Below are 18900 nucleotides of genomic sequence, written 5' to 3'. Positions count from 1 at the left end.
GCTCGTTAATTCAAGTTCATGCATATTCAAAAACTGTCAATCCTTATTCCTGCGTACAATGAAGGTGCTACTATTCATCTAATTCTAAACCGGGTAAAAGAAGTAGAATTAGTTCATGGTATCGAAAAAGAAATCGTGATTGTCAACGACTGTTCCAAAGACGACACCGTAGAAAAAATCAACGCCTATATGCAGGAAAACCCTGAAATGAATATTCGGTTGTTTTCACAGGAACGCAACCAGGGAAAGGGAGCTGCGATCAATCGGGCAATAAAAGAATGTACCGGAGAATATATGCTGATTCAGGATGCAGACCTGGAATACGATCCCGCTGAATACAATTTATTGTTAAAACCCGTTTTCATGGACAATGCGGATGTGGTATATGGTTCCCGTTTTGTGGGACACAACCCCCACCGGATTCTGTTCTTCTGGCACTCCATCGGAAATAAATTCCTGACATTTCTTTCCAATATGATGACCAATCTGAACTTAACGGACATGGAAACATGCTACAAATTGATCCGGACATCGATTGCCAAAGAAATTCATATCCGTGAAAATCGCTTCGGAATTGAACCCGAAATCACAGCAAAACTTGCACGGATTCCTAAAATCCGCATCTATGAAGTAGGTATTTCTTATTACGGAAGGACCTATGAGGAAGGGAAGAAAATTGGTTGGAGAGACGGATTCAGAGCCATCTATTGTATCTTCAAATACAAGTTTGTAAAAAATTAAAATTGACCCGTTTATTTACCTGATTTCAACCTGGTCAAAAGAAGATATTTTTCTGTTGGCTTACACCGAAGATCCTCCCGGAAGAATATCTTTCTTTCCCACACGTAAAATGCTCATCGCATCAAATACATTTTACCGAAATTCTTTTTAAAGTATTGATCTGCACCTGATTCCCGGTGGTCAATGTCTTCTCCATTGATTTTCGCTTTTACGGTATACAGGTAAACACCATTTGCCAACTGGTCTCCGAATTCATCGCGGCCGTCCCATGCATATTCTGTGACGTTTCTTCCAATGTAAATGCGACCTAACTGGTCTTCGGTAATTTCACGTACTACTCTTCCGGAAACAGTCATGATCTGGATAATAATATCATCCGGTACTTCTGTTCCCGTGAGTGTAAACACAAAACGGGTACTGGTAGAAAACGGGTTCGGATAATTCATCATGTGTGTGATACTCGACGCGCGGATGACTTCAAAATCCACTTTGTATTGAAAATCTCCCGAAAGGTTTCCGCTTTTATCAGCTCCCTGCACCAATAACCTGTATTTTCCGTCCATTGTAAAGGCAGCGGGATAAATAATCTTAAAGCGTTTGTGTGTACTCTCCGCCGGAAGCCATTGCATTACCGTATTTCCCATCCCGTCTACAAACGGTATTCTCTTCTGATTTCCCGCCGGATCGGTCAGGTAGATTCCAAACAGTGTCGTATCGGAAGGTTCATCCATAATCATATATGGATTTTCATCTTTTAGTGTAATCAGAATCTCTGCATTGGGATTGACAATGTCTCCGTTGAGAATGTGCCTTCCGTCAAACGTGACATCCAATAAAGGATTTTCATTGTCCCCGTTTACACGAAACGGAATCTGCAACATATTGTTAAAATGGTACTGCTCTGGCTGGTCTTTGACGTACATGCTGCCGTTAACATAGGGATTGACTTCAACCCACAAGGAATTAAACCCTGAAAGACCTGCGGAAGAAAACGTAATTGTATCCCTCAATGTTTGTCCTACTCTTAATGAATCTTGTCTCGGATAGTCAATGAAATGTTTGACATTGTTATTATCCTGCACCCAATAGTTTACCAGGAGTGAGTCCATATCAATATCAAAGATATTGCGGATATCTGTTGCGAATCGCAGAGATTCTCCTTCGTAAATGCTGTCATTCAGATGGCTGAAATAATATCCGTTTGTTCCGTCTATTGCCGCTTCAGGAGCCAGATCATACAACACGTGCCAGCTGTCAACCTGCGCGGGAGTATAATTGGTTGTATCTTTGTAATTTGCCCGCAGTCGTATATAAGGATACTGTTGAGAGTTGATCGTTCCCTGCAGGTTGAGCAATGAATCGTTATTATTGAACAGCACGTTTACAGGTGGCCCCGGGATCATATTCCAGGTATACGGTTGAATCAACAAGCGGGTCGTATCCGTATTGTTGATCGGGTCAATACTTTCCTGCCGCCAGTAGACATTTCCCCACCTCATCGCCGGTCCGATCAGCGTAGATATCTCTTGTCCCTGTGTGATGGAAGTCGGCATGTATGCTTCCATGTGAATAAATGCGTAACCATTTTCGGAACCTGCACCGGTTGTGGGGTCAATCACCCGTTCAACCACCGTATTCGGGTATCCTTTTCTTACAAAAAAGGAGAACGGATGATTTGGACGGCCGGGAATAATACTATCAGAACCCAATGCGGCAAATGTCTGGTACATGTTCGCAGAATCCAATGCATTCCAAGAACTGTAATATCCCATGATCGGAGCATAAATCAATAAGTAATGACCATCCGGAACCTCATTTAGCACCATGTTCTGAAACGATTGAAGATGTGCCGGATTATCCTGGTTGAAGATAAAAAATTTCTCTACCCGCCCCCTGCACAATACATTTCCGAAGTCGTGATCAGGATTGGCACCATTGTAATTAGTTCCCCACGGTTCAAAGGTGATCGGATCAATGACAACCACATGAAGCGGTGGTGTCCATGTACAAACACCATAATCCATTTGAGTTCCGTTGATGTAATACGCGTTCTCCAATGATACATCCGGATATACATCAACTGATAGTAAAACTGAATCCGGGTTCCATTCCCTTAAGCGGTCCGCACGCACGTAATTGACATTTGAGAATGTGTTTTTCTTAAACTGAAAGAAATGATCCTGCCCCCATCCGGATTTTCCTTGAATGTATTGAAATGAGCTTTCTTTCCACAACGGGTTTGGTTCGTCAACAGCAACCCTCCAGAAATACACCATACTATCTTGTAGTTGCAACGGACTATTCCATTGATTTGGTTTGACCTCTTTTACGCCACCCAATCCTGAAACAACCGCGTTTTTAAGGAACGGACTGTTGAACAAATCTGTTGTATCAATCTGGAAACGATACGTATTGTATTCGGCAATCGGATTAATTGTCGATGCTTTCAATGTAATTGTATCGTAGGGGACAACCGCAAATTCATAGGGAACAACGGGAACGATTCCGTCCAGGTTCAGAAAATAATTCTTAATCACCTGGTTATTGTAAATCTCATCGTATTGTTCCGGAATAAAGCTCGGAATATCCACTTTTACATCAAATACGTTTAATCCGGCAGCAATACCCGGTTGTAACGGAAATTTAATCTTTATTGTGTCTGTATAATGAAGCTGCCCTCTTTTTACATGGTAGATTGAATCAATGTCGCTTCCCGGAAAATTTCTGGCGATTTCGATGGTGAATGAATCAATAATAGAGCTCCCCAGATTTTTCAGGGCAATGTGCATTTCAATACTGTCTGTATTCAAATCGACGTAATCCGGTTTGAAGAAAATGTTTTGTTCCAGTAATTCGATCTCAGGCCGGTTGTGGTAATTGACTTTTAATGCCGGATCCCCGTTCAATAACATCTGTGTCGCTGTTACCTCCATATACATATTCCCCGGAGACTCCAGGGTATCAATTGCATTCGACATATTTTTAGCAATCGATTCAGAATAAGAAATCCGCGTGAATTGCTTGTACAATTCATTGCTGTAAACTCCTACCATCGGGTGAAATCCCGTACTTACGGAAGAAATGTAACCAATTGCACCCAGGTTCGGCGTATTGACAAAGTATTCGGAAGAAGAGCCCAATCCCAACTCAAAAAGGTCTCCATTATAACACGAGTTGGCAATCATCAACGGATATTTGTTCGTATTGTTCCAGTTTTGTAAGTCATCCAGGTTGATTTCGAAACCGGAATTGGTTACCCCCTTGTGTCCGTAATAGGTCATCACCGAAACTCCATTCGCGATACGGGTCATAATGTCCTGCAGTTGAGTCGGAGGAATCGGATCATCTGATTCGCGCTTCAAGGTGTGTACTTTTCCACCAAACCGGTCTCCTTCGGCTTTGATTTTCATAATCTCCATCTGTGCATTAAAGGACGCTTGCTGGGATAAGTCGGTTCCGCCAATCAGGTGAATGATGTGTTTCTGCCAGTCTTTACTTGGTGTATCATAGACATCATTCTGATTTTGGTTGCTTTCATATGCTGTAATCTTATCCAGGTAGTTCAGGATACCCGCTTCCGTATTAACAGAGAGCCGACCTGTCGGAATGAGTGGCTTCCACAATGATGTTCCGGGCAAGTTGGATGTAATCAGGATATCTGAAGCGGGAACTCCGAATGTCGGAATCAGGTTTTGACTAAATGCATTCCCCCTGGCAATGGTCGGATACAATCCTTTCCCCAATAACAGCAACGCCTCCGGTTTTTGTGTAGACAAATCATATGAATGCAGTGCAAATCTCCGGATTCCGTTGATGTGTTGTTTGATTCCTCCCCCGTACTGGAGATACAACTCTTCTATGTTGGCCATCACCACATTGTAGCCACCTCCGCTGATACTCTGGCGGTACATTCTGTACTGATTTGAAGCCGGGTATAAACTCGGATGGTACACAATGATGTACGCCCGTTCATGACTTAAATTGGCATAATCGGTAAAAAAACCTGTTGTATTAACAGGAGAAAACCCGGTAATTATTTGCGCACTATTGAGGTCATGTGCTACAATTTCCGAATAATTTTCACCGGAATTATTGGGAAACAGGATTACCTGAGACCCGCCGTTGGTTTGCGGATAAATACGTCGTGGAGAAGATCCGAAACTGAAAATAACGGGATTTGCAACTCCCAATGCCGTATAGTCTATGCGATTCTTTGCCTGGGAACCGTTTTCTACACGGATTTTAAATCGTGTAGCCCCATTGAAGTTCGGGATTCTTGGATAATCGATCGACCAATATGTCAGGGATTGATACATGGTCTCCACCGGCAGGTCCCCGACAATTGTCCAGTCCAGGTCTGTGGTATGTGTCATTCCCGCACTGGAGAACGGCAGATCTGCTTTGAATTGTATACAACCAAACCCGGTTTGGTCATAGACTAATTGTCCGTTAATTCTCCATTGGGTGTGGTGATTCGGATCACCACTCTGAGCGACCGGTGAACTTGCTGTTGTCGTCACCAACCCTTTGAAGCGTGCGTTCGGGCTTCCGGGAGCTGTATAGGGATACGGTGTCTGGGCCGTAAGATCGAGGTTGTATCCATTGACTCCGTTTACCTGCGCCAATCCATATCCTTCTCCCGCCACATAAAATGCGCTGGACAAAAGGGATTGTAATCGTTCTCCCTCCAGGTATGAGTTTTGATATCCTTGTTCGTATTTATCCCATACATAATTTACTGGTGTGTAATTGGCATAATCGGCGCTCAATTCTTCTGTAAACCGTAAATTATTGGTTTGGTTATTCCACGTAAAAAAATAATAAATCGTGTCATTGAACAAGCTAACAGCGGGGTTTGCAGCTTTTGACGGATCGAGGTACAGCATGGAGTCCAGCCAACCGTCATTGCGCTCTGCGTAAAACAAAATGTAATCTCCCGAATCAAAGGTTCCGTCTCCGTTGGTTTCTACCCAGATCGGAACTTCTTTCTGCCGGCCGAATAGCTGAATTTGCTGGTGTGAAAATGAACCGACCGGAATACCGGCATTGTTCAGGTCGTCGTAATTGATTCTTTTCAACCCGGTGTGTGCTACAGGAAAACTATAATAACGTTGATTGAAATTGATCCACTCATTCCCGTACGATTGGGCAAACGCCACATCCGGGTACATGAACAGTACCAATAAAACAGTGAAAATAGTGTTGTGTAGCAGTCGAATCATTTGGTCATCGATTTGGGTTTGTTCAATACAACACGCAACGATACCACATGTGAATACAACGCAACGGAGGCATCACCGATATCTGTAAATGCGTAATCCAAATATACGCTTTTTAAGTTTAATCCGATTCCGATATTCGGCTGAACGTTAAAGGATTTACTATCATCAAAGTTCTTCACGAATTGCATATTGGTGATTCCTGCACGTACGGCAACATAATTTTTAAACCCGAATTCGATTCCCATCTTCGGATCCACAGAAAACACCCCTGAGCGAATTACTGTATTCCGGCGACCGTCCGTGGTAATGTCAGCATTGATTTCCCCGGCAAAGTAAATTCCTTTTTTCCCCAACGGATATTTGGCATACGAACCGATGATCAAACGCGGCATGGTTAATTCCAGTCCGTTTTGCGGTATTTCGTTGTTGGTGCGCTCAAATACTTCTTTTGTAGCGTCATCCAATGTAAACATCCAGGCGTTAAAGGTAGATGTAGCGTCGCGAAGTACAGCGCCAAACTTCCAGTGTTGCCCGCGTTGATACTGCAACCCTGCATCCAGTCCGAACCCCCAGCTTTTGGCAAAATCCCCTACTTTTCTGTACACGACTTTAAAGCTACCTCCCAAACTGAGTCCTTCCACTTTCAGCTTTCGCGCATAAGACAGTAAAAACGCATAATCTGCAGCTGTAAACGTGGTGATTTTATCGTAGTCAACGTTCCCGTTGTTATCGATTAATTGGGTTGTATTGGGAATATCATCCACACCGAAACGGATGGCTGAAAAGGCAATGGCGCTTTTTTGATCAATTTTGTGTGCTAATCCCAGGTAATCATACTTCGCAATTCCGGCAAAATACTCGCTGTGCATCAACCCGACGTCCAGCCACTTATCAACACGGGTCAATCCGGCAGGATTCCAATAGCCTGACATCACGTTCCCGGTATTGGCAACGACAGCATTTCCCAGTCCAAGTGCATCTGCACCGACACCAATGGCTAAAAACTCATTGGAGTATTTAGGTGCAACCGTCTGCGTGTATGCAGTAGTTGATAACAGGATGATTGCCAAAGCAATGATACGATGAGTCATAAGTATAATTTTCACCTGACTATTAACATCCTTTTTTTAAAAAAATTGTGTTGACAGGTCTATTTATTCAATTTATCGCACAAAAATATATCTATTCGTTGAAAACGACACATGTAAATGTGTATTTTAGCACACGAAATGTTCAATTTACCCAATTTAATGACCGCAGGAAATCTCCTTTGCGGTATTTCATCCATCTTCATGGTGTTTTCCGGTCAGCTGGAAATCGCCTGCTATCTTATTTACCTGGCTGCTGTTCTGGATTTCCTGGACGGTTTCATCGCACGGAAACTCAACCAAATGAGTGAGCTGGGAAAACAGTTGGATTCACTTGCTGATATGGTTACATTTGGCGTTGCTCCCGGGATTCTGGTCTGTGTATTACTGATCATCCAAACGCAGGGAGGGCTAAGTATAAAATATGACCTTTCTTTGTCTGAACAAGTGTTCATGAGCGTTACTGCTTTCTTCTCCCCGATTGTCAGCGGAGATTGGAGCGCTGTTAATTACCTGTGTTTTTCCGGATTGATTATTCCGTTTTTCTCTTTGTTTCGCCTGGCAAAGTTCAACATTGACACCCGCCAGTCGGAGAGTTTTATCGGATTACCGACACCTGCCAATACCATTTTCTTTACATCCTTTCCACTGTTGATCGCGTATTATTACAATGCAGGGATAGAAAATAACGTTTTAAACACTGTGCTAACTCCCTGGGTACTGATTTCAATTACGACACTCATGTCGGTTTTATTAATTGCAGAGTTACCTTTATTTTCATTGAAATTTAAGCACTTCAAATGGAACGGAAATGAGATAAAATTTATCTTTTTGGGGTGTTGTTTGATATTAATTCCGATTTTATTTGCCTGGGCTATTCCAATTATTATAATTTTGTACCTGATTTTATCAGTTATTGAAAATAAACGAAAAAAACACGCAGCATGAGATTTAAAGCAGAAATAGACGTAATGCCGTTGGACGCATTGTTGGATCCACAGGGAAAAGCAGTTACAAACAGCATGAAAAGTATCGGGTTGCCTGAAATTGATGGTGTGCGTATCGGACGTCATATCCGTTTATTTGTTGAAGCTGATTCAAAAGACGTTGCTGCGCAGAAAGTAGAAGAAGCATGTAAAAAACTGTTGGCGAACCAAATCATGGAAAGTTATTCATTCGTTGTAGAGGAAGCATAATTTCTTCATTCATATCTTATTGAAAAACCCGGCATGTAAATTTGCCGGGTTTTTTATTAACCTATCTTTCACTTCAATGCCCATCATTATTCCCTACAGTAATTTGAAGGTGAAAAAAGTAAATTATCAGGGTTGGTCGCTGGTTTTTCTTAGTAAATCACGCACAGTATTTTCTTGATTTTTAACACGTATCTCGGATGTCTACCTTTTGTCTGTCAAAAAAACAGAGGTATTTTTCGGTATGGTCTAACTTAGCACTTTATTAATCAATTATTATATAACCGAATTTTTATGAAAAAAAATGGATTAAAAATGACTTTCGCTCTTTTGGGAGGAATGATGTTACTCGTTTCATGTAAAAAAGACTACACGTGCCAATGTACGGGAAAAGGAGATGGCGACAATAACACGTATTATGAGGTAACGGAAACGTACACATTCAAAAAAGCAAAAGAAGATGACGTGAAGGCAAGCTGCAGCCAAAATGAATCGACTTTAAGTAAAGATAACGGAAACATTTCCATTAGTTGCTCTGTTAGTGAGAGTTAATATTCGTAGTTAACACAACTTTTGTGTCACCTTATCTTGAATACCTCCATGTATACCAAAATTTCATGGAGGTGTTTTTTTTAAATAGCCGTCAAATGCTACTATTATCTACTCCTTTTTATAATTTAGTGCCCAGGTTCAATATTAATACATTAACTTGGAAGACGATCTACTCATACACCTGATTGATTCAATCATGTCTACACAACAATATTCCCGTTATGAAGCTTCCAAGGCAGATAAAACATGGGAAATCATTATCGGATTCGCAATCCCGATTATTGCTTTTGTTGGATACATCTGGTACAAAAATTGGAAAATACGCATCTGGAGAAAAGGTATATTCCCTGCTGATTTAACATTCACAACGGCACATCTGATGGAAGCATATTCCTGTCTTACCGTTTACCTGATTACCATTGACCGGTATCATCAAATGCAAAAGATTGCCTATTTAAGATCCTTTTTCATCCGGCAGTTCAAAGGTTCACCAGATCACTTTGATGATATCATTGACCGTAACTTTCACTACCCGATAGAACCGGTATCTGTTGTTAACTGGGTCAACCAACATGCACGCGAACAGCAAAAAAAGCAACTCGTTCAGTTTTTAGTCGGGCTCTGTCACATTGATAAACTTCTAAAACCAAAAGAATATACGGCATTAAAAGTTTTTACAAAAAATCTTCAGCTGGAAGCAGCCTTTCTGGAAGAATGCATCTTATTCTATCAAAAAGAAAGGGCAACACACGCCAATAACCAGGAACAGCAACGTACAGCATCTGGTTCTACTGGTGTTTCACAGCGAAAAAAATATGCCGATATCCTCGGTGTGAATGAATCTGCTGATGAAAAAGAAATCAAACAACGCTACCGGCAGTTGGTAAAACGTTACCATCCCGATAAGTATGTGAATGAATCCAAAGAACAACAGAAGCAGGCCAATCAGCGTTTTCTGGAAATTCAGGAGGCATACGAGTTTTTACTCTCCGGGAAGTAATCACTTCCCTTTGACACACCTGAATCCAATGTGTGAAAAGGTCATCTTGACGGAAGAACGCATCCGCTGAGCCGGTTCATAACCTTTACAGTAATTTTCGGCACATAAGAAAGAACCTCCACGAATGACCCGCGTTTCTTCATGAGGAGATTGTTCATCAAAATAGTTCGGCACAAGCGGTTGTGAGGAATCGACTTTCCACTTTTTTGCAAATGTATACGCATGCTGATGATAAGGGTCCCGGCACCACTCCCACACATTTCCCGGCATGTCGAACAACCCCAGTTTCCCGGCAAGAAAACTTCCTACCGGGGCAGTTCTTTCAAAACCATCTTCTGCAGAATTATATTCCGGGAACGATCCCTGCCATATATTTTTGAGAACCTCATTTCCATTTTTCTTCGCAGCATACTCCCATTCTACCTCTGTCGGCAGGCGCATACCCAACCATTCACAATAGCTACAGGCATCTTCATAAGCGATGTGCACAACCGGGTGGTTCTCTTTTCCGGCAATATCTGAGGCGATTCCCTCCGGATGTTTCCAGTTTGCTCCCTGTGTGTATCGCCACCACGGCGCATCGATTAAAGTTGTTGAATCATTTCTCAATGACGGATCAAAAACATAAGAGCCTCCGTTTCTTTCCGCACGTGTGCGGTAACCTGTTTTTATTACAAAGTCCGAGAATTGTGCATTCGTTACTTCGTAGCGTTGCATCCGGAAATGGGTGACATGCACATCAAATAATGGTTGAGCATCCGGCTGTTCCACTGTTCCGATTGTGATTCTTCCTCCCTTTATGCGAATCAGGTCATTCTGCTGCTGAGCAAAACAAGTTGCCGAGCAGAAAAAAAGAAATAGTACTAAACGGCCCATCGGTATGTTTTCCCGTTGATTTTTATCTCGTAGTTCATAATGCGCGGCCAGTATAAAGACGGCATTGTTGCTTTCCAATATTCCAATTTTTGGTGTAGAAAATGTACTTCCGGATGTTCCGGAAACGGATTCAATTCTCCCGGATCATCATGCAGATCAAAATAATCCACCGTATGATCCCGCGTATTAACCAGCAGTTTTGCATTTCCGATCCGGATAGCAGAGTTGTAATCCGAATACCAATACAATTCTCTTTTCACTGGTGGGGCAATGCTGTCAGCCTGATCCCCGATCAAAGAAATTCCATCGTATGTCCGATCATCGGGTAGTTCCAGCCCCGCAGCAGTGGTAATTGTCGGGAAAATATCCAATAAACTGACCGGTTCCTGAACGACAGCAGATGTTGAAAACAAAGCGGGGCAATGCAGGATAAACGGGACATTAATTCCACCTTCAAAGAGTGTCATTTTTCCGCCGTTCAATGGTTTATTATCTACCGTTTCACTATACAAAGCAGCGCCGTTGTCGCTGGTAAAAATAATGAGTGTATTCTCGTATTGTCCGGTTGTTTTCAGAAAATCAATCAACCCTCCTATCGCATTATCCAACGCAACAATCATCGCGTAATACACCCGTTTGTTGTGTTCAGGAATGTGACTCAACTGATCATAAATGGCTTTCGGAGCCTGGTACGGTGTGTGCGGTGCGGTAATCGGCAAATATACAAAGAAAGGTGTTGTTTTATCTGATCCTATAAATTGCTTTGCCCGGTTGAAAAATGCATTTGTAATGTACTCCTTCTCCTCGATTTCCACTTCATTTTCCCGGATGGCACATGCATCTTTGCGTCCTCCTTTCCAAATGACCTTATCTGTAAATTCCTTAATTGGCGCATTGACAATTTCCGGATTTTTCGGATCGGCAAACAAGGTATATGCTTCGTAGCATCCGTATCGGTAATCGAAGCCGAAATTGACCGGAAGCAACGGTTCCTGATATCCCAAATGCCACTTTCCGATCCATGCTGTGCGGTAACCATTGTGCTGTAGCAATTCCGAAATGGCAATTTCCGAGGAAGGCAGCCCCATCCTGTTTTCTTGCTTTTTTGGATACACCCCATACTCTTCCGGCACGAGGTAACTGGTATTAATCAGGTGCTTGAATGCCCACAATTCCAGTTTGTTTTTCGGGTACCGCGGGTGAGGTTGCAGGTGATATCCGAATCGTTGCTGGTATCTTCCGGTCAGGAATCCGGCTCTGGAGGGGCTACAAACAGCAGCAGTTGCATAGCCGGTATTGAACCGTACTCCTTCATTGGCCAACCGATCAATGTTGGGCGTTTTGATATACGGATTTCCATAAACGGACAAATCGTGCTTTCCCAGGTCATCTGCAACGATCAGAATGACATTCATTCGTGAAGTTTCGGCTGCAGGAGACGTAGATAAAAACTGTTGTTTTCCCATATATAAAATCGTATCAAACGGAACGGGTGGATACTGTTTTTTCTGAGAAAATGCCAATCCACACAGCAAAAAGAGTATTGCTGTCATTCCTGTTACTACAAACCACTGTTTCATCACTGTCAAAGATAATTAATTCATCAAAAGTCAATTAACCCTTGTCTTCTTCGAAAGGAATTTTGAGTTGTACCATTGTTCCGGGGTCTTCCGGGTAGGCATCGTCCGTTTCATTGTTTTTTACCGACAATCCGATCAACCTGATTTTTAATTCAAGTGGTACGTGATCAAGTAACTCTTTCGCTGTTTGCAGTAAGAACGAATAATTTTCCGGTGGTGAAGGCAGTGTTTTACTGCGCGATATGGTACTGAAATTGCTGAATTTTACTTTTAATGTGATGGTTTTTCCTTTGAATGCCGTCCTATTCATTCTTCGGAACAAGTCATCTGCAACTTTCTCCAATTCTGCATGTAAAATGGTAAGATCATCCGTGTCTTCCAGAAATGTCCGCTCCGCCCCGAGTGATTTCCGCACATGGTTCGGATTTACAATCCGGTTGTCAATCCCTCGGGCATTGAGGTAGTAGAGTCTTCCGAATTTCCCGAACTGTTGCACCAGAAATTCTTCCGACTTTTGTTTCAGGTCAAGGCCGGTATAAATCTGCATGGCATGCATGCGTTCTGCCGTTTTCTTCCCGATTCCGAAAAACCGTTCAATCTTCAGCGTTTCTGTAAAGTTTTCCGCTCTTTTTGGTCCGATGACATACAATCCGTCGGGTTTGTTGTAATCGGAAGCTATTTTTGCCAGGAATTTATTGATTGAAATGCCTGCTGATGCCGTCAACTGTGTTCTTTCCAGAATTTTTTGTTTGATTTCTTTTGCCACATCAATGGCGTACGGAATGTTTTTGTGATTGGTGGTAACATCTAAAAATGCTTCATCCAGCGAAAGCGGTTCCACCAGATCGGTGTATTCCAAAAAGATCGAACGAATCTGGTTGGAAACTTCTTTATAGACATGAAACCGGGGTGGTGTAAAAATCAGGTGCGGACATTTTTTTACTGCCAACTGTGACGACATTGCTGAATGTACTCCGAATTTTCGGGCTTCATAACTGGCAGCAGCCACCACACCTCTGGATCCGGAACCGCCGACTGCCAACGGTTTTCCCCGGAATACTTCATTGTCCCGCTGTTCTATCGAGGCAAAAAACGCATCCATATCGATGTGAATGATCTTTCTCATGGCAATTTCTGGTGTCCGTTATCATGCGATCACTGATCGGAAATTCTGCTAAGGACGAATGTACGAAAAAAATCAGGGTGTTGTCAACGAAACCGGAATCACTCTTCCGTGCATCCATTGATGGGCCGTCAATGCAAAATTGCAAATGTATGCTGCCATTTGTTCGGGGGAAATCTGTGCTTCATATCCCGGAAATGCTTCGTGCAACATTTCTGTTTGAACTGCTCCCAGACACAGACAGTTCATTTTTATTTCCGTGTGTTTGAATTCCTCGGCAAACAATTCTGTAAAACTCACCAATGCTGCTTTCGAGGTAGAATAAGCCGCTAATCCCGGAAATTTAACCGTCCCCTGAAAACCACCCATGGAACTGATATTGACAATGTGTGCTCCTCGTTCCATTTTCGGAAGTAAGGCCTGAACGGTCTGCATCACTCCGATCACATTGACCTGGTATGATCGTGCAAAATCGCGGTGGCTTAATTCTTCAAACGGTTTGTTGACCAGGTATCCGGCATTGTTGATCAGCACGTCAATGTGTTCTACTTTCGCAAGCAGGTGTTCCAGCTGATCTGCACAGTCATCAACGGATAAATCGTAGGGTTTGCAGTGCACATTAGAATGCGCCGCAAATTCCTTCCGCATTTTCTCCTCATCACGTGCCAATGCGTAAATTGTAACAGACGGGTCCTTTGCGAATAAATCCACCATTGCCTTTCCGATTCCACGGGATGCACCAACCACTACAACTGTCTTACTCATCGTATGAAATAATTAATTCTTCACTGGTCGGGTGCGACTGACAGGTAAGAATGTATCCTTGTTCTACTTCTTTGTCTGTAAGGGTATAATTCAGGTTCATGCGAACGGAACCTTTCAATACTTTTGCACGGCAGGTAGAACAAACTCCTCCCCTGCAGGAATACGGTGCGTCGATTTCTTCAGAAGAAGCAGCATCCAGAACCGTTTTGTTGCTGTTCATCACAAACTCGTGCGCTTCATCATCCAGAATGACTTTTACCTTTGTGGTTCCTTTAAAATCTGTTGGTGCTGCCGGTGCCGGATCTGATTTTGCTGTTGTTGTAAACAATTCGTAATGAATTTTGTCTGCCGGAACTCCGAACAATTCAAGCGCTGCTTTCACGTCATGAATCATTTCTTCCGGTCCGCAGATATAGAATCCATCCGAGCGGAGAATCCCCAGGTCTTCCTTGATAATTCCCATGAATGCATCTTTGGAAATCCGTCCCTGATCAAACCCTTCCTTCACCTCCTGAGTGAGGAAATAACGTGCTTCTGTTTTCGTAAGCTGACGCAACTGTTCACGAAACAAAATATCTTGTTCTGTTTTATTGGCAACTACCAGTTTCATGGAAGCATCATCCATTTTTTCGATTTCATGTGCCATGCTCATGATCGGCGTGATTCCCGATCCTGCTGCAATTGCTACCACTTTTTTCGCATCGTTTAGTAAAAAGCGGCCTTCCGGTTTTGAGATAAAAACAGCATCTCCGGCTTTCAACTGTCGGTTGAAGTAAGTCGAAACTTTCCCTTTTTCCACTTCTTTCACAGCAATGGCCAATGCAACTCCTTTCGCACTGCAAATTGAATACGACCGGCGTTCTTCTTTTCCGTCAACTTCGATTGAAATTGTCAGGTACTGACCTGGTTTAAATGCAAACGTCTCTTCCAAATCCTGTGGAATGGAGAACACAATTTCCACCGCGTCTTTTGTTAACCGGTTGACCTGTTGAACAGGAATGTTGTAAAAGCCTCTCGGAATCTTTACTGCCGATTCCTTTTTAAATATTTTTCCTAAAAATCCCATGATTTAATCATCAAATGAAACTACTAATTTTTCAGTAGTAGGACGTGCCTGACACGTCAAAATATAACCAGCAGCTACCTCGTCCGGTTCCAGTGCATAGTTGACATCCATCCGTGCTTCACCTTCCAGTACCTTCGCCTTACATGTGCAACAAACTCCTCCTTTGCAGGCAAACGGAAGATCTGCGCCTGCTTTGTAGGCCGCATCCAAAACCGTTTCACTTGCATCCATTGCCAAATCATATGTATCTCCATCCAAAATCACTTGCACATTGGCGTTCACTTTCGGTATGTTACTCGTTTCTTCTTTCTTTTTCGGGGGTGTGGAAGCAGCAAACAATTCAAAAAATATGTTTTCTTTTGCAACACCCAATTTCTCAAAACTATCTTTCACAGCCAGCATCATGACTTCCGGACCACAAACGTATACTTCGGATATATTCCACCCTTTCAGAAAAGCATTGTGCAGGTCTTCACACTTTTGTCTGTCCATCAATCCTTTCTGGATTTTGTTTCCTAAGCTTTCAAGAGACAATACATGAATAACACGCAAACGGGTCATGTATAAATTCTTCAACGCCTCAATTTCCTCTCTGAAAATAATGGACGCAAAGTCCCTGTTCCCATAAAAAAATGTTATATCACTTAACGGCTCATGCGTTAGAATTTCCTTCAAAATTGATAAAATCGGGGTCACTCCCGAACCACCGGCAAATAAAACATAGGATTTTTGTGCGATCGGGTTTGCTTTTAATTGGAAATTCCCCATTGGCGTCATTACCTGTAATTCATCACCTGCTCTTAATTCCGTGTTGACAAACGTAGAGAATTTCCCCCCCTCTACCTGTTTTACCGCCACACGCCATTCGTTTTCAAACGGAGCAGAACACAACGAATAAGATCTGCGAATATCCTCTCCATCTATGACTGTTCTCAACGTAAGGTATTGTCCCGGAATAAACGTGTAATCAGCTTGCAACGTTTCTGGCACATCAAATGCAATAGAAACAGCATCTTTCGTTTCTCTCCTGACTTCTTTAACTTTTAGCGTATGAAATTTTGGTGTCATAATTCTTTCTTCAACTACATGATTTGACGGCGAATTTAATCATTTACTACCAAAAAAGATGTAAAAATGCCAACCAAAACCGTTGTTTGTGTTAAGGATGGAACGGAATAGTTGTTTTTAACCACATAAAGACATAGAAAAGCTATGGGCAACAGGCCAAGCAGTGACATATAGTCAATTCATTACACGAATTGAATTAAAAATAAATAATTATTTAAAAACAAACCTATTACGAAAATATATGTTGCTATTTTTCTTTTATCCACATAGAGGCATAGAAAAAAGCATAGGTATATAGACTGAATAGTGATGCATAGTCAATTCACTGTATGAATTGAGGCGTATAAAAAACAAATAATTGGTAATTTCCCTTGAGGACGAAAGAACAAACAATAGTAATCCCAAAGCCCACAAAGTGAGCTACTATGTGTCACTATACCTACTCCAAACCTTTACCTATTATAACTATGTGTCCTATGTGGTTTGTCATTTTTCCCTAAAATCAGGGAGTCAAACTCTTTTTATTTTTTAAACTATTGATTATCTTAATAATAAAAACCAACCATGACCAAAAAACAATTAAATGATCTGACGTATGAAATAATTGGCTGTGCTATTGAAGTTCATAAAGAAATGGGAAGAGGTTTAACTGAAAAAATCTATCATGAATGTATGAAACATGAATTAACTTCCAGAAATATTAATTATCAGACTGAAATGAGAATTCCTGTCATATACAAAGAAAAGGAAATGGATATTCACTTCCGGTGTGATTTATTCATTGAAAACAGTATTGTAATTGAACTAAAGTCCGTACAAGATCTAAATGTTATTTCAGAAGCTCAACTACTGACATATATGAAACTACTAAAAGCTCCAAAAGGAATTTTGATCAATTTTAATTGCTGTAATATTTTTAAAGACGGGCAAAAAACATACATCAACGAGTTGTTTACGGACTTACCACAATTTTGACAGAACACTATCATACAATTGTTTCTATGCATTTTTTCCTTTAACCACATAGAGACATAGAAAAGCATAGAGGATATGTACTGAATAGTGACACATAGTCAATTCATTATATAAATTGTTTAACCCTTGAATACGAAATAACAGTAACCCAAAAAGCTGACAAAGTTAGCTTCTATATGTCACTATACCTACTTCGAATATCCCTATGTACCTATGTGCACTATGTGGTTTTAATTCATTCTCTGAACCACGTAGAAAAACATTAGGATTGTGTAATAGATGAATCAGAAACAACTACATCATCAAAACAGTAGTAATTCCAAAAGCTAACGAAGTTTGCTTCTATGTGTCACTTACCTACTTCGAATATCCCTATGTACCTATTGTGTACTATGCGGTTTTAATTCATTCTCTGAAACACATAGAAAAACATAGTGTTGTTTAACGTATGACTCAATCAGTAATCTCAAAAACTGACGAAGTGAGTTACTACATGCACTATGTGGTCCATTACTATTTGACATCCTGCTTTGTTATTAAAAAAGGTACACTGTAACTCTTTTTTCTGCTACCAAACCTCAAAATATTACTAACCAAAACCGTTGTTTGTGTTAAGGATGGAACATTTGATCTGAAAACATAGATGAAAATACAACATTTTTCCCTAAATTTGTGGTGTACTCAAAAGGCTATGAAAGAAAATAATATAGAAGAATTAGAGCGTCAGTTTCAGGAGAAAATTGATAATGACATCAAGATCGAACCCCGCGATTGGATGCCCGATGCTTATCGTGATACCTTGATTCGTCAGATTTCACAGCATGCGCATTCGGAAATTGTAGGAATGCTACCCGAAGGAAACTGGATTACACGTGCGCCCAACCTGAGAAGAAAAGCCGTTTTGCTGGCAAAAGTTCAGGATGAAGCGGGACATGGTTTATATTTATACAGCGCTGCGGAAACACTGGGAGCAGACCGCGAGGAAACCATTGATGACCTCCATTCCGGAAAAGCGAAATATTCCTCTATTTTTAACTATCCGACCTTATCCTGGGCGGATATGGGAGCCATCGGATGGTTGGTAGACGGTGCCGCGATTATGAATCAGGTTCCTTTATGCCGTTGTTCATACGGACCTTACGCCCGTGCAATGGTACGTGTATGTAAGGAAGAATCATTCCATCAGCGTCAGGGATTTGAAATCATGACAACACTGGCAAACGGAACTCCCGAGCAAAAAGCAATGGCACAGGACGCATTGAACCGTTTCTGGTGGCCGGCATTGATGATGTTTGGTCCGAATGATGCCGAATCCAAGCATACGGAACAATCCATGAGATGGAAAATCAAGCGCCAGACAAATGACGAATTGCGTCAGCAATTTGTTGATATCACCGTGCCACAAGCTGAAATGATCGGTCTGACAATTCCGGATGCTGATCTGAAATTCAACACCGAAACAGGACATTATGAGTTTGGCGAAATTAACTGGGATGAATTCTGGCAGGTAGTCAAAGGAAACGGACCGTGTAATAAAGACCGTGTAGATGCCCGCAGAAAAGCAAAAGAAAACGGAATGTGGGTACGCGAAGCTGCTGCTGCCTATGCAGAGAAACGCGCGAACAGAAATAAAGAAAAAAGAGCTTAATCG

The 18900-nt window shown here is 41.8% G+C and carries 15 protein-coding genes; 7 read left to right on the top strand and 8 right to left on the bottom strand.

Annotation, left to right across the window (positions count from 1 at the left end):
* Positions 1 to 18 precede the first annotated feature (18 nt).
* On the top strand, positions 19 to 741 hold the full coding sequence (locus H9Y05_RS07455) for a glycosyltransferase family 2 protein (protein ID WP_163489713.1): 723 nt from the start codon (positions 19 to 21) through the stop codon (positions 739 to 741).
* Between the two features lie 113 nt (positions 742 to 854).
* Here H9Y05_RS07455 and porU2 read toward each other — a convergent pair whose 3' ends face one another.
* Positions 855 to 5963, bottom strand: a complete 5109-nt coding sequence (gene porU2 / locus H9Y05_RS07450; RefSeq protein WP_163489712.1) for a putative type IX secretion system sortase PorU2 — start codon at positions 5961 to 5963, stop codon at positions 855 to 857.
* Positions 5960 to 7054, bottom strand: coding sequence for a putative type IX sorting system protein PorV2 (locus tag H9Y05_RS07445; RefSeq protein WP_163489711.1), 1095 nt, complete (start codon positions 7052 to 7054; stop codon positions 5960 to 5962). Before H9Y05_RS07445 ends, porU2 begins: the two co-directional genes overlap by 4 nt.
* 117 nt (positions 7055 to 7171) lie before the next feature.
* On the opposite strand from H9Y05_RS07445, the gene H9Y05_RS07440 reads away from it, so the two are divergent.
* The 4 genes from H9Y05_RS07440 (at position 7172) to H9Y05_RS07425 (ending at position 9796) form a co-directional block, all read left to right on the top strand.
* The gene (locus H9Y05_RS07440) at positions 7172 to 7999 is read left to right on the top strand and encodes a CDP-alcohol phosphatidyltransferase family protein (RefSeq protein ID WP_163489710.1); all 828 of its coding nucleotides are present in this window, start codon (positions 7172 to 7174) and stop codon (positions 7997 to 7999) included.
* Complete coding sequence (gene purS, locus H9Y05_RS07435; protein WP_163489709.1) at positions 7996 to 8247, top strand: phosphoribosylformylglycinamidine synthase subunit PurS; 252 nt, start codon at positions 7996 to 7998, stop codon at positions 8245 to 8247. Before H9Y05_RS07440 ends, purS begins: the two co-directional genes overlap by 4 nt.
* Before the next feature lie 291 nt (positions 8248 to 8538).
* Positions 8539 to 8796, top strand: a complete 258-nt coding sequence (locus tag H9Y05_RS07430) for a hypothetical protein (protein WP_163489708.1) — start codon at positions 8539 to 8541, stop codon at positions 8794 to 8796.
* Between the two features lie 196 nt (positions 8797 to 8992).
* Complete coding sequence (locus H9Y05_RS07425; RefSeq protein ID WP_163489707.1) at positions 8993 to 9796, top strand: DnaJ domain-containing protein; 804 nt, start codon at positions 8993 to 8995, stop codon at positions 9794 to 9796.
* On the opposite strand, the gene H9Y05_RS07420 is transcribed toward H9Y05_RS07425, so the two are convergent.
* The 6 genes from H9Y05_RS07420 to paaE all read right to left on the bottom strand — a co-directional run bounded on the left by H9Y05_RS07420 (position 9797) and on the right by paaE (position 16274).
* The gene (locus H9Y05_RS07420; protein WP_216713933.1) at positions 9797 to 10672 is read right to left on the bottom strand and encodes a formylglycine-generating enzyme family protein; all 876 of its coding nucleotides are present in this window, start codon (positions 10670 to 10672) and stop codon (positions 9797 to 9799) included.
* Positions 10660 to 12252 (bottom strand): sulfatase-like hydrolase/transferase, encoded by a 1593-nt coding sequence (locus H9Y05_RS07415; protein ID WP_216713932.1) that lies wholly within the window; start codon positions 12250 to 12252, stop codon positions 10660 to 10662. The genes H9Y05_RS07420 and H9Y05_RS07415 overlap by 13 nt, the downstream gene beginning before the upstream one ends.
* Before the next feature lie 34 nt (positions 12253 to 12286).
* A complete protein-coding gene (dinB, locus tag H9Y05_RS07410) occupies positions 12287 to 13378 on the bottom strand; it encodes a DNA polymerase IV (RefSeq protein WP_205729509.1) in 1092 nt (363 codons plus the stop codon).
* A 72-nt stretch (positions 13379 to 13450) separates the two neighbouring features.
* A complete protein-coding gene (locus tag H9Y05_RS07405; protein ID WP_163489704.1) occupies positions 13451 to 14140 on the bottom strand; it encodes an SDR family NAD(P)-dependent oxidoreductase in 690 nt (229 codons plus the stop codon).
* A complete protein-coding gene (locus H9Y05_RS07400; RefSeq protein ID WP_163489703.1) occupies positions 14133 to 15206 on the bottom strand; it encodes a 2Fe-2S iron-sulfur cluster-binding protein in 1074 nt (357 codons plus the stop codon). Before H9Y05_RS07400 ends, H9Y05_RS07405 begins: the two co-directional genes overlap by 8 nt.
* A gap of 3 nt (positions 15207 to 15209) precedes the next feature.
* On the bottom strand, positions 15210 to 16274 hold the full coding sequence (gene paaE / locus H9Y05_RS07395) for a 1,2-phenylacetyl-CoA epoxidase subunit PaaE (RefSeq protein WP_163489702.1): 1065 nt from the start codon (positions 16272 to 16274) through the stop codon (positions 15210 to 15212).
* Positions 16275 to 16838: 564 nt separating this feature from the next.
* On the opposite strand from paaE, the gene H9Y05_RS07390 reads away from it, so the two are divergent.
* Together H9Y05_RS07390 and paaA are read left to right on the top strand one after the other, a co-directional pair.
* Positions 16839 to 17249, top strand: a complete 411-nt coding sequence (locus tag H9Y05_RS07390) for a GxxExxY protein (protein WP_216713931.1) — start codon at positions 16839 to 16841, stop codon at positions 17247 to 17249.
* A 691-nt stretch (positions 17250 to 17940) separates the two neighbouring features.
* Entirely contained in the window at positions 17941 to 18897 is a 957-nt protein-coding gene (gene paaA / locus H9Y05_RS07385) for a 1,2-phenylacetyl-CoA epoxidase subunit PaaA (protein WP_163489701.1), read from the top strand.
* Positions 18898 to 18900: the final 3 nt, after the last annotated feature.

Origin of the sequence: Taishania pollutisoli (genome assembly GCF_014518315.1) — a bacterium.
Classification (GTDB): domain Bacteria; phylum Bacteroidota; class Bacteroidia; order Flavobacteriales_D; family Crocinitomicaceae; genus Taishania; species Taishania pollutisoli.
This window is presented reverse-complemented; position numbering and strand designations above follow the sequence as displayed.

Coding starts and splice junctions, on each gene's coding strand:
- H9Y05_RS07455 (WP_163489713.1), top strand. CDS start 19: ATGCATATTCAAAAACTGTCAATCCTTATTCCTGCGTACAATGAAGGT.
- porU2 (WP_163489712.1), bottom strand. CDS start 5,963: ATGATTCGACTGCTACACAACACTATTTTCACTGTTTTATTGGTACTG.
- H9Y05_RS07445 (WP_163489711.1), bottom strand. CDS start 7,054: ATGACTCATCGTATCATTGCTTTGGCAATCATCCTGTTATCAACTACT.
- H9Y05_RS07440 (WP_163489710.1), top strand. CDS start 7,172: ATGTGTATTTTAGCACACGAAATGTTCAATTTACCCAATTTAATGACC.
- purS (WP_163489709.1), top strand. CDS start 7,996: ATGAGATTTAAAGCAGAAATAGACGTAATGCCGTTGGACGCATTGTTG.
- H9Y05_RS07430 (WP_163489708.1), top strand. CDS start 8,539: ATGAAAAAAAATGGATTAAAAATGACTTTCGCTCTTTTGGGAGGAATG.
- H9Y05_RS07425 (WP_163489707.1), top strand. CDS start 8,993: ATGTCTACACAACAATATTCCCGTTATGAAGCTTCCAAGGCAGATAAA.
- H9Y05_RS07420 (WP_216713933.1), bottom strand. CDS start 10,672: ATGGGCCGTTTAGTACTATTTCTTTTTTTCTGCTCGGCAACTTGTTTT.
- H9Y05_RS07415 (WP_216713932.1), bottom strand. CDS start 12,252: ATGAAACAGTGGTTTGTAGTAACAGGAATGACAGCAATACTCTTTTTG.
- dinB (WP_205729509.1), bottom strand. CDS start 13,378: ATGAGAAAGATCATTCACATCGATATGGATGCGTTTTTTGCCTCGATA.
- H9Y05_RS07405 (WP_163489704.1), bottom strand. CDS start 14,140: ATGAGTAAGACAGTTGTAGTGGTTGGTGCATCCCGTGGAATCGGAAAG.
- H9Y05_RS07400 (WP_163489703.1), bottom strand. CDS start 15,206: ATGGGATTTTTAGGAAAAATATTTAAAAAGGAATCGGCAGTAAAGATT.
- paaE (WP_163489702.1), bottom strand. CDS start 16,274: ATGACACCAAAATTTCATACGCTAAAAGTTAAAGAAGTCAGGAGAGAA.
- H9Y05_RS07390 (WP_216713931.1), top strand. CDS start 16,839: ATGACCAAAAAACAATTAAATGATCTGACGTATGAAATAATTGGCTGT.
- paaA (WP_163489701.1), top strand. CDS start 17,941: ATGAAAGAAAATAATATAGAAGAATTAGAGCGTCAGTTTCAGGAGAAA.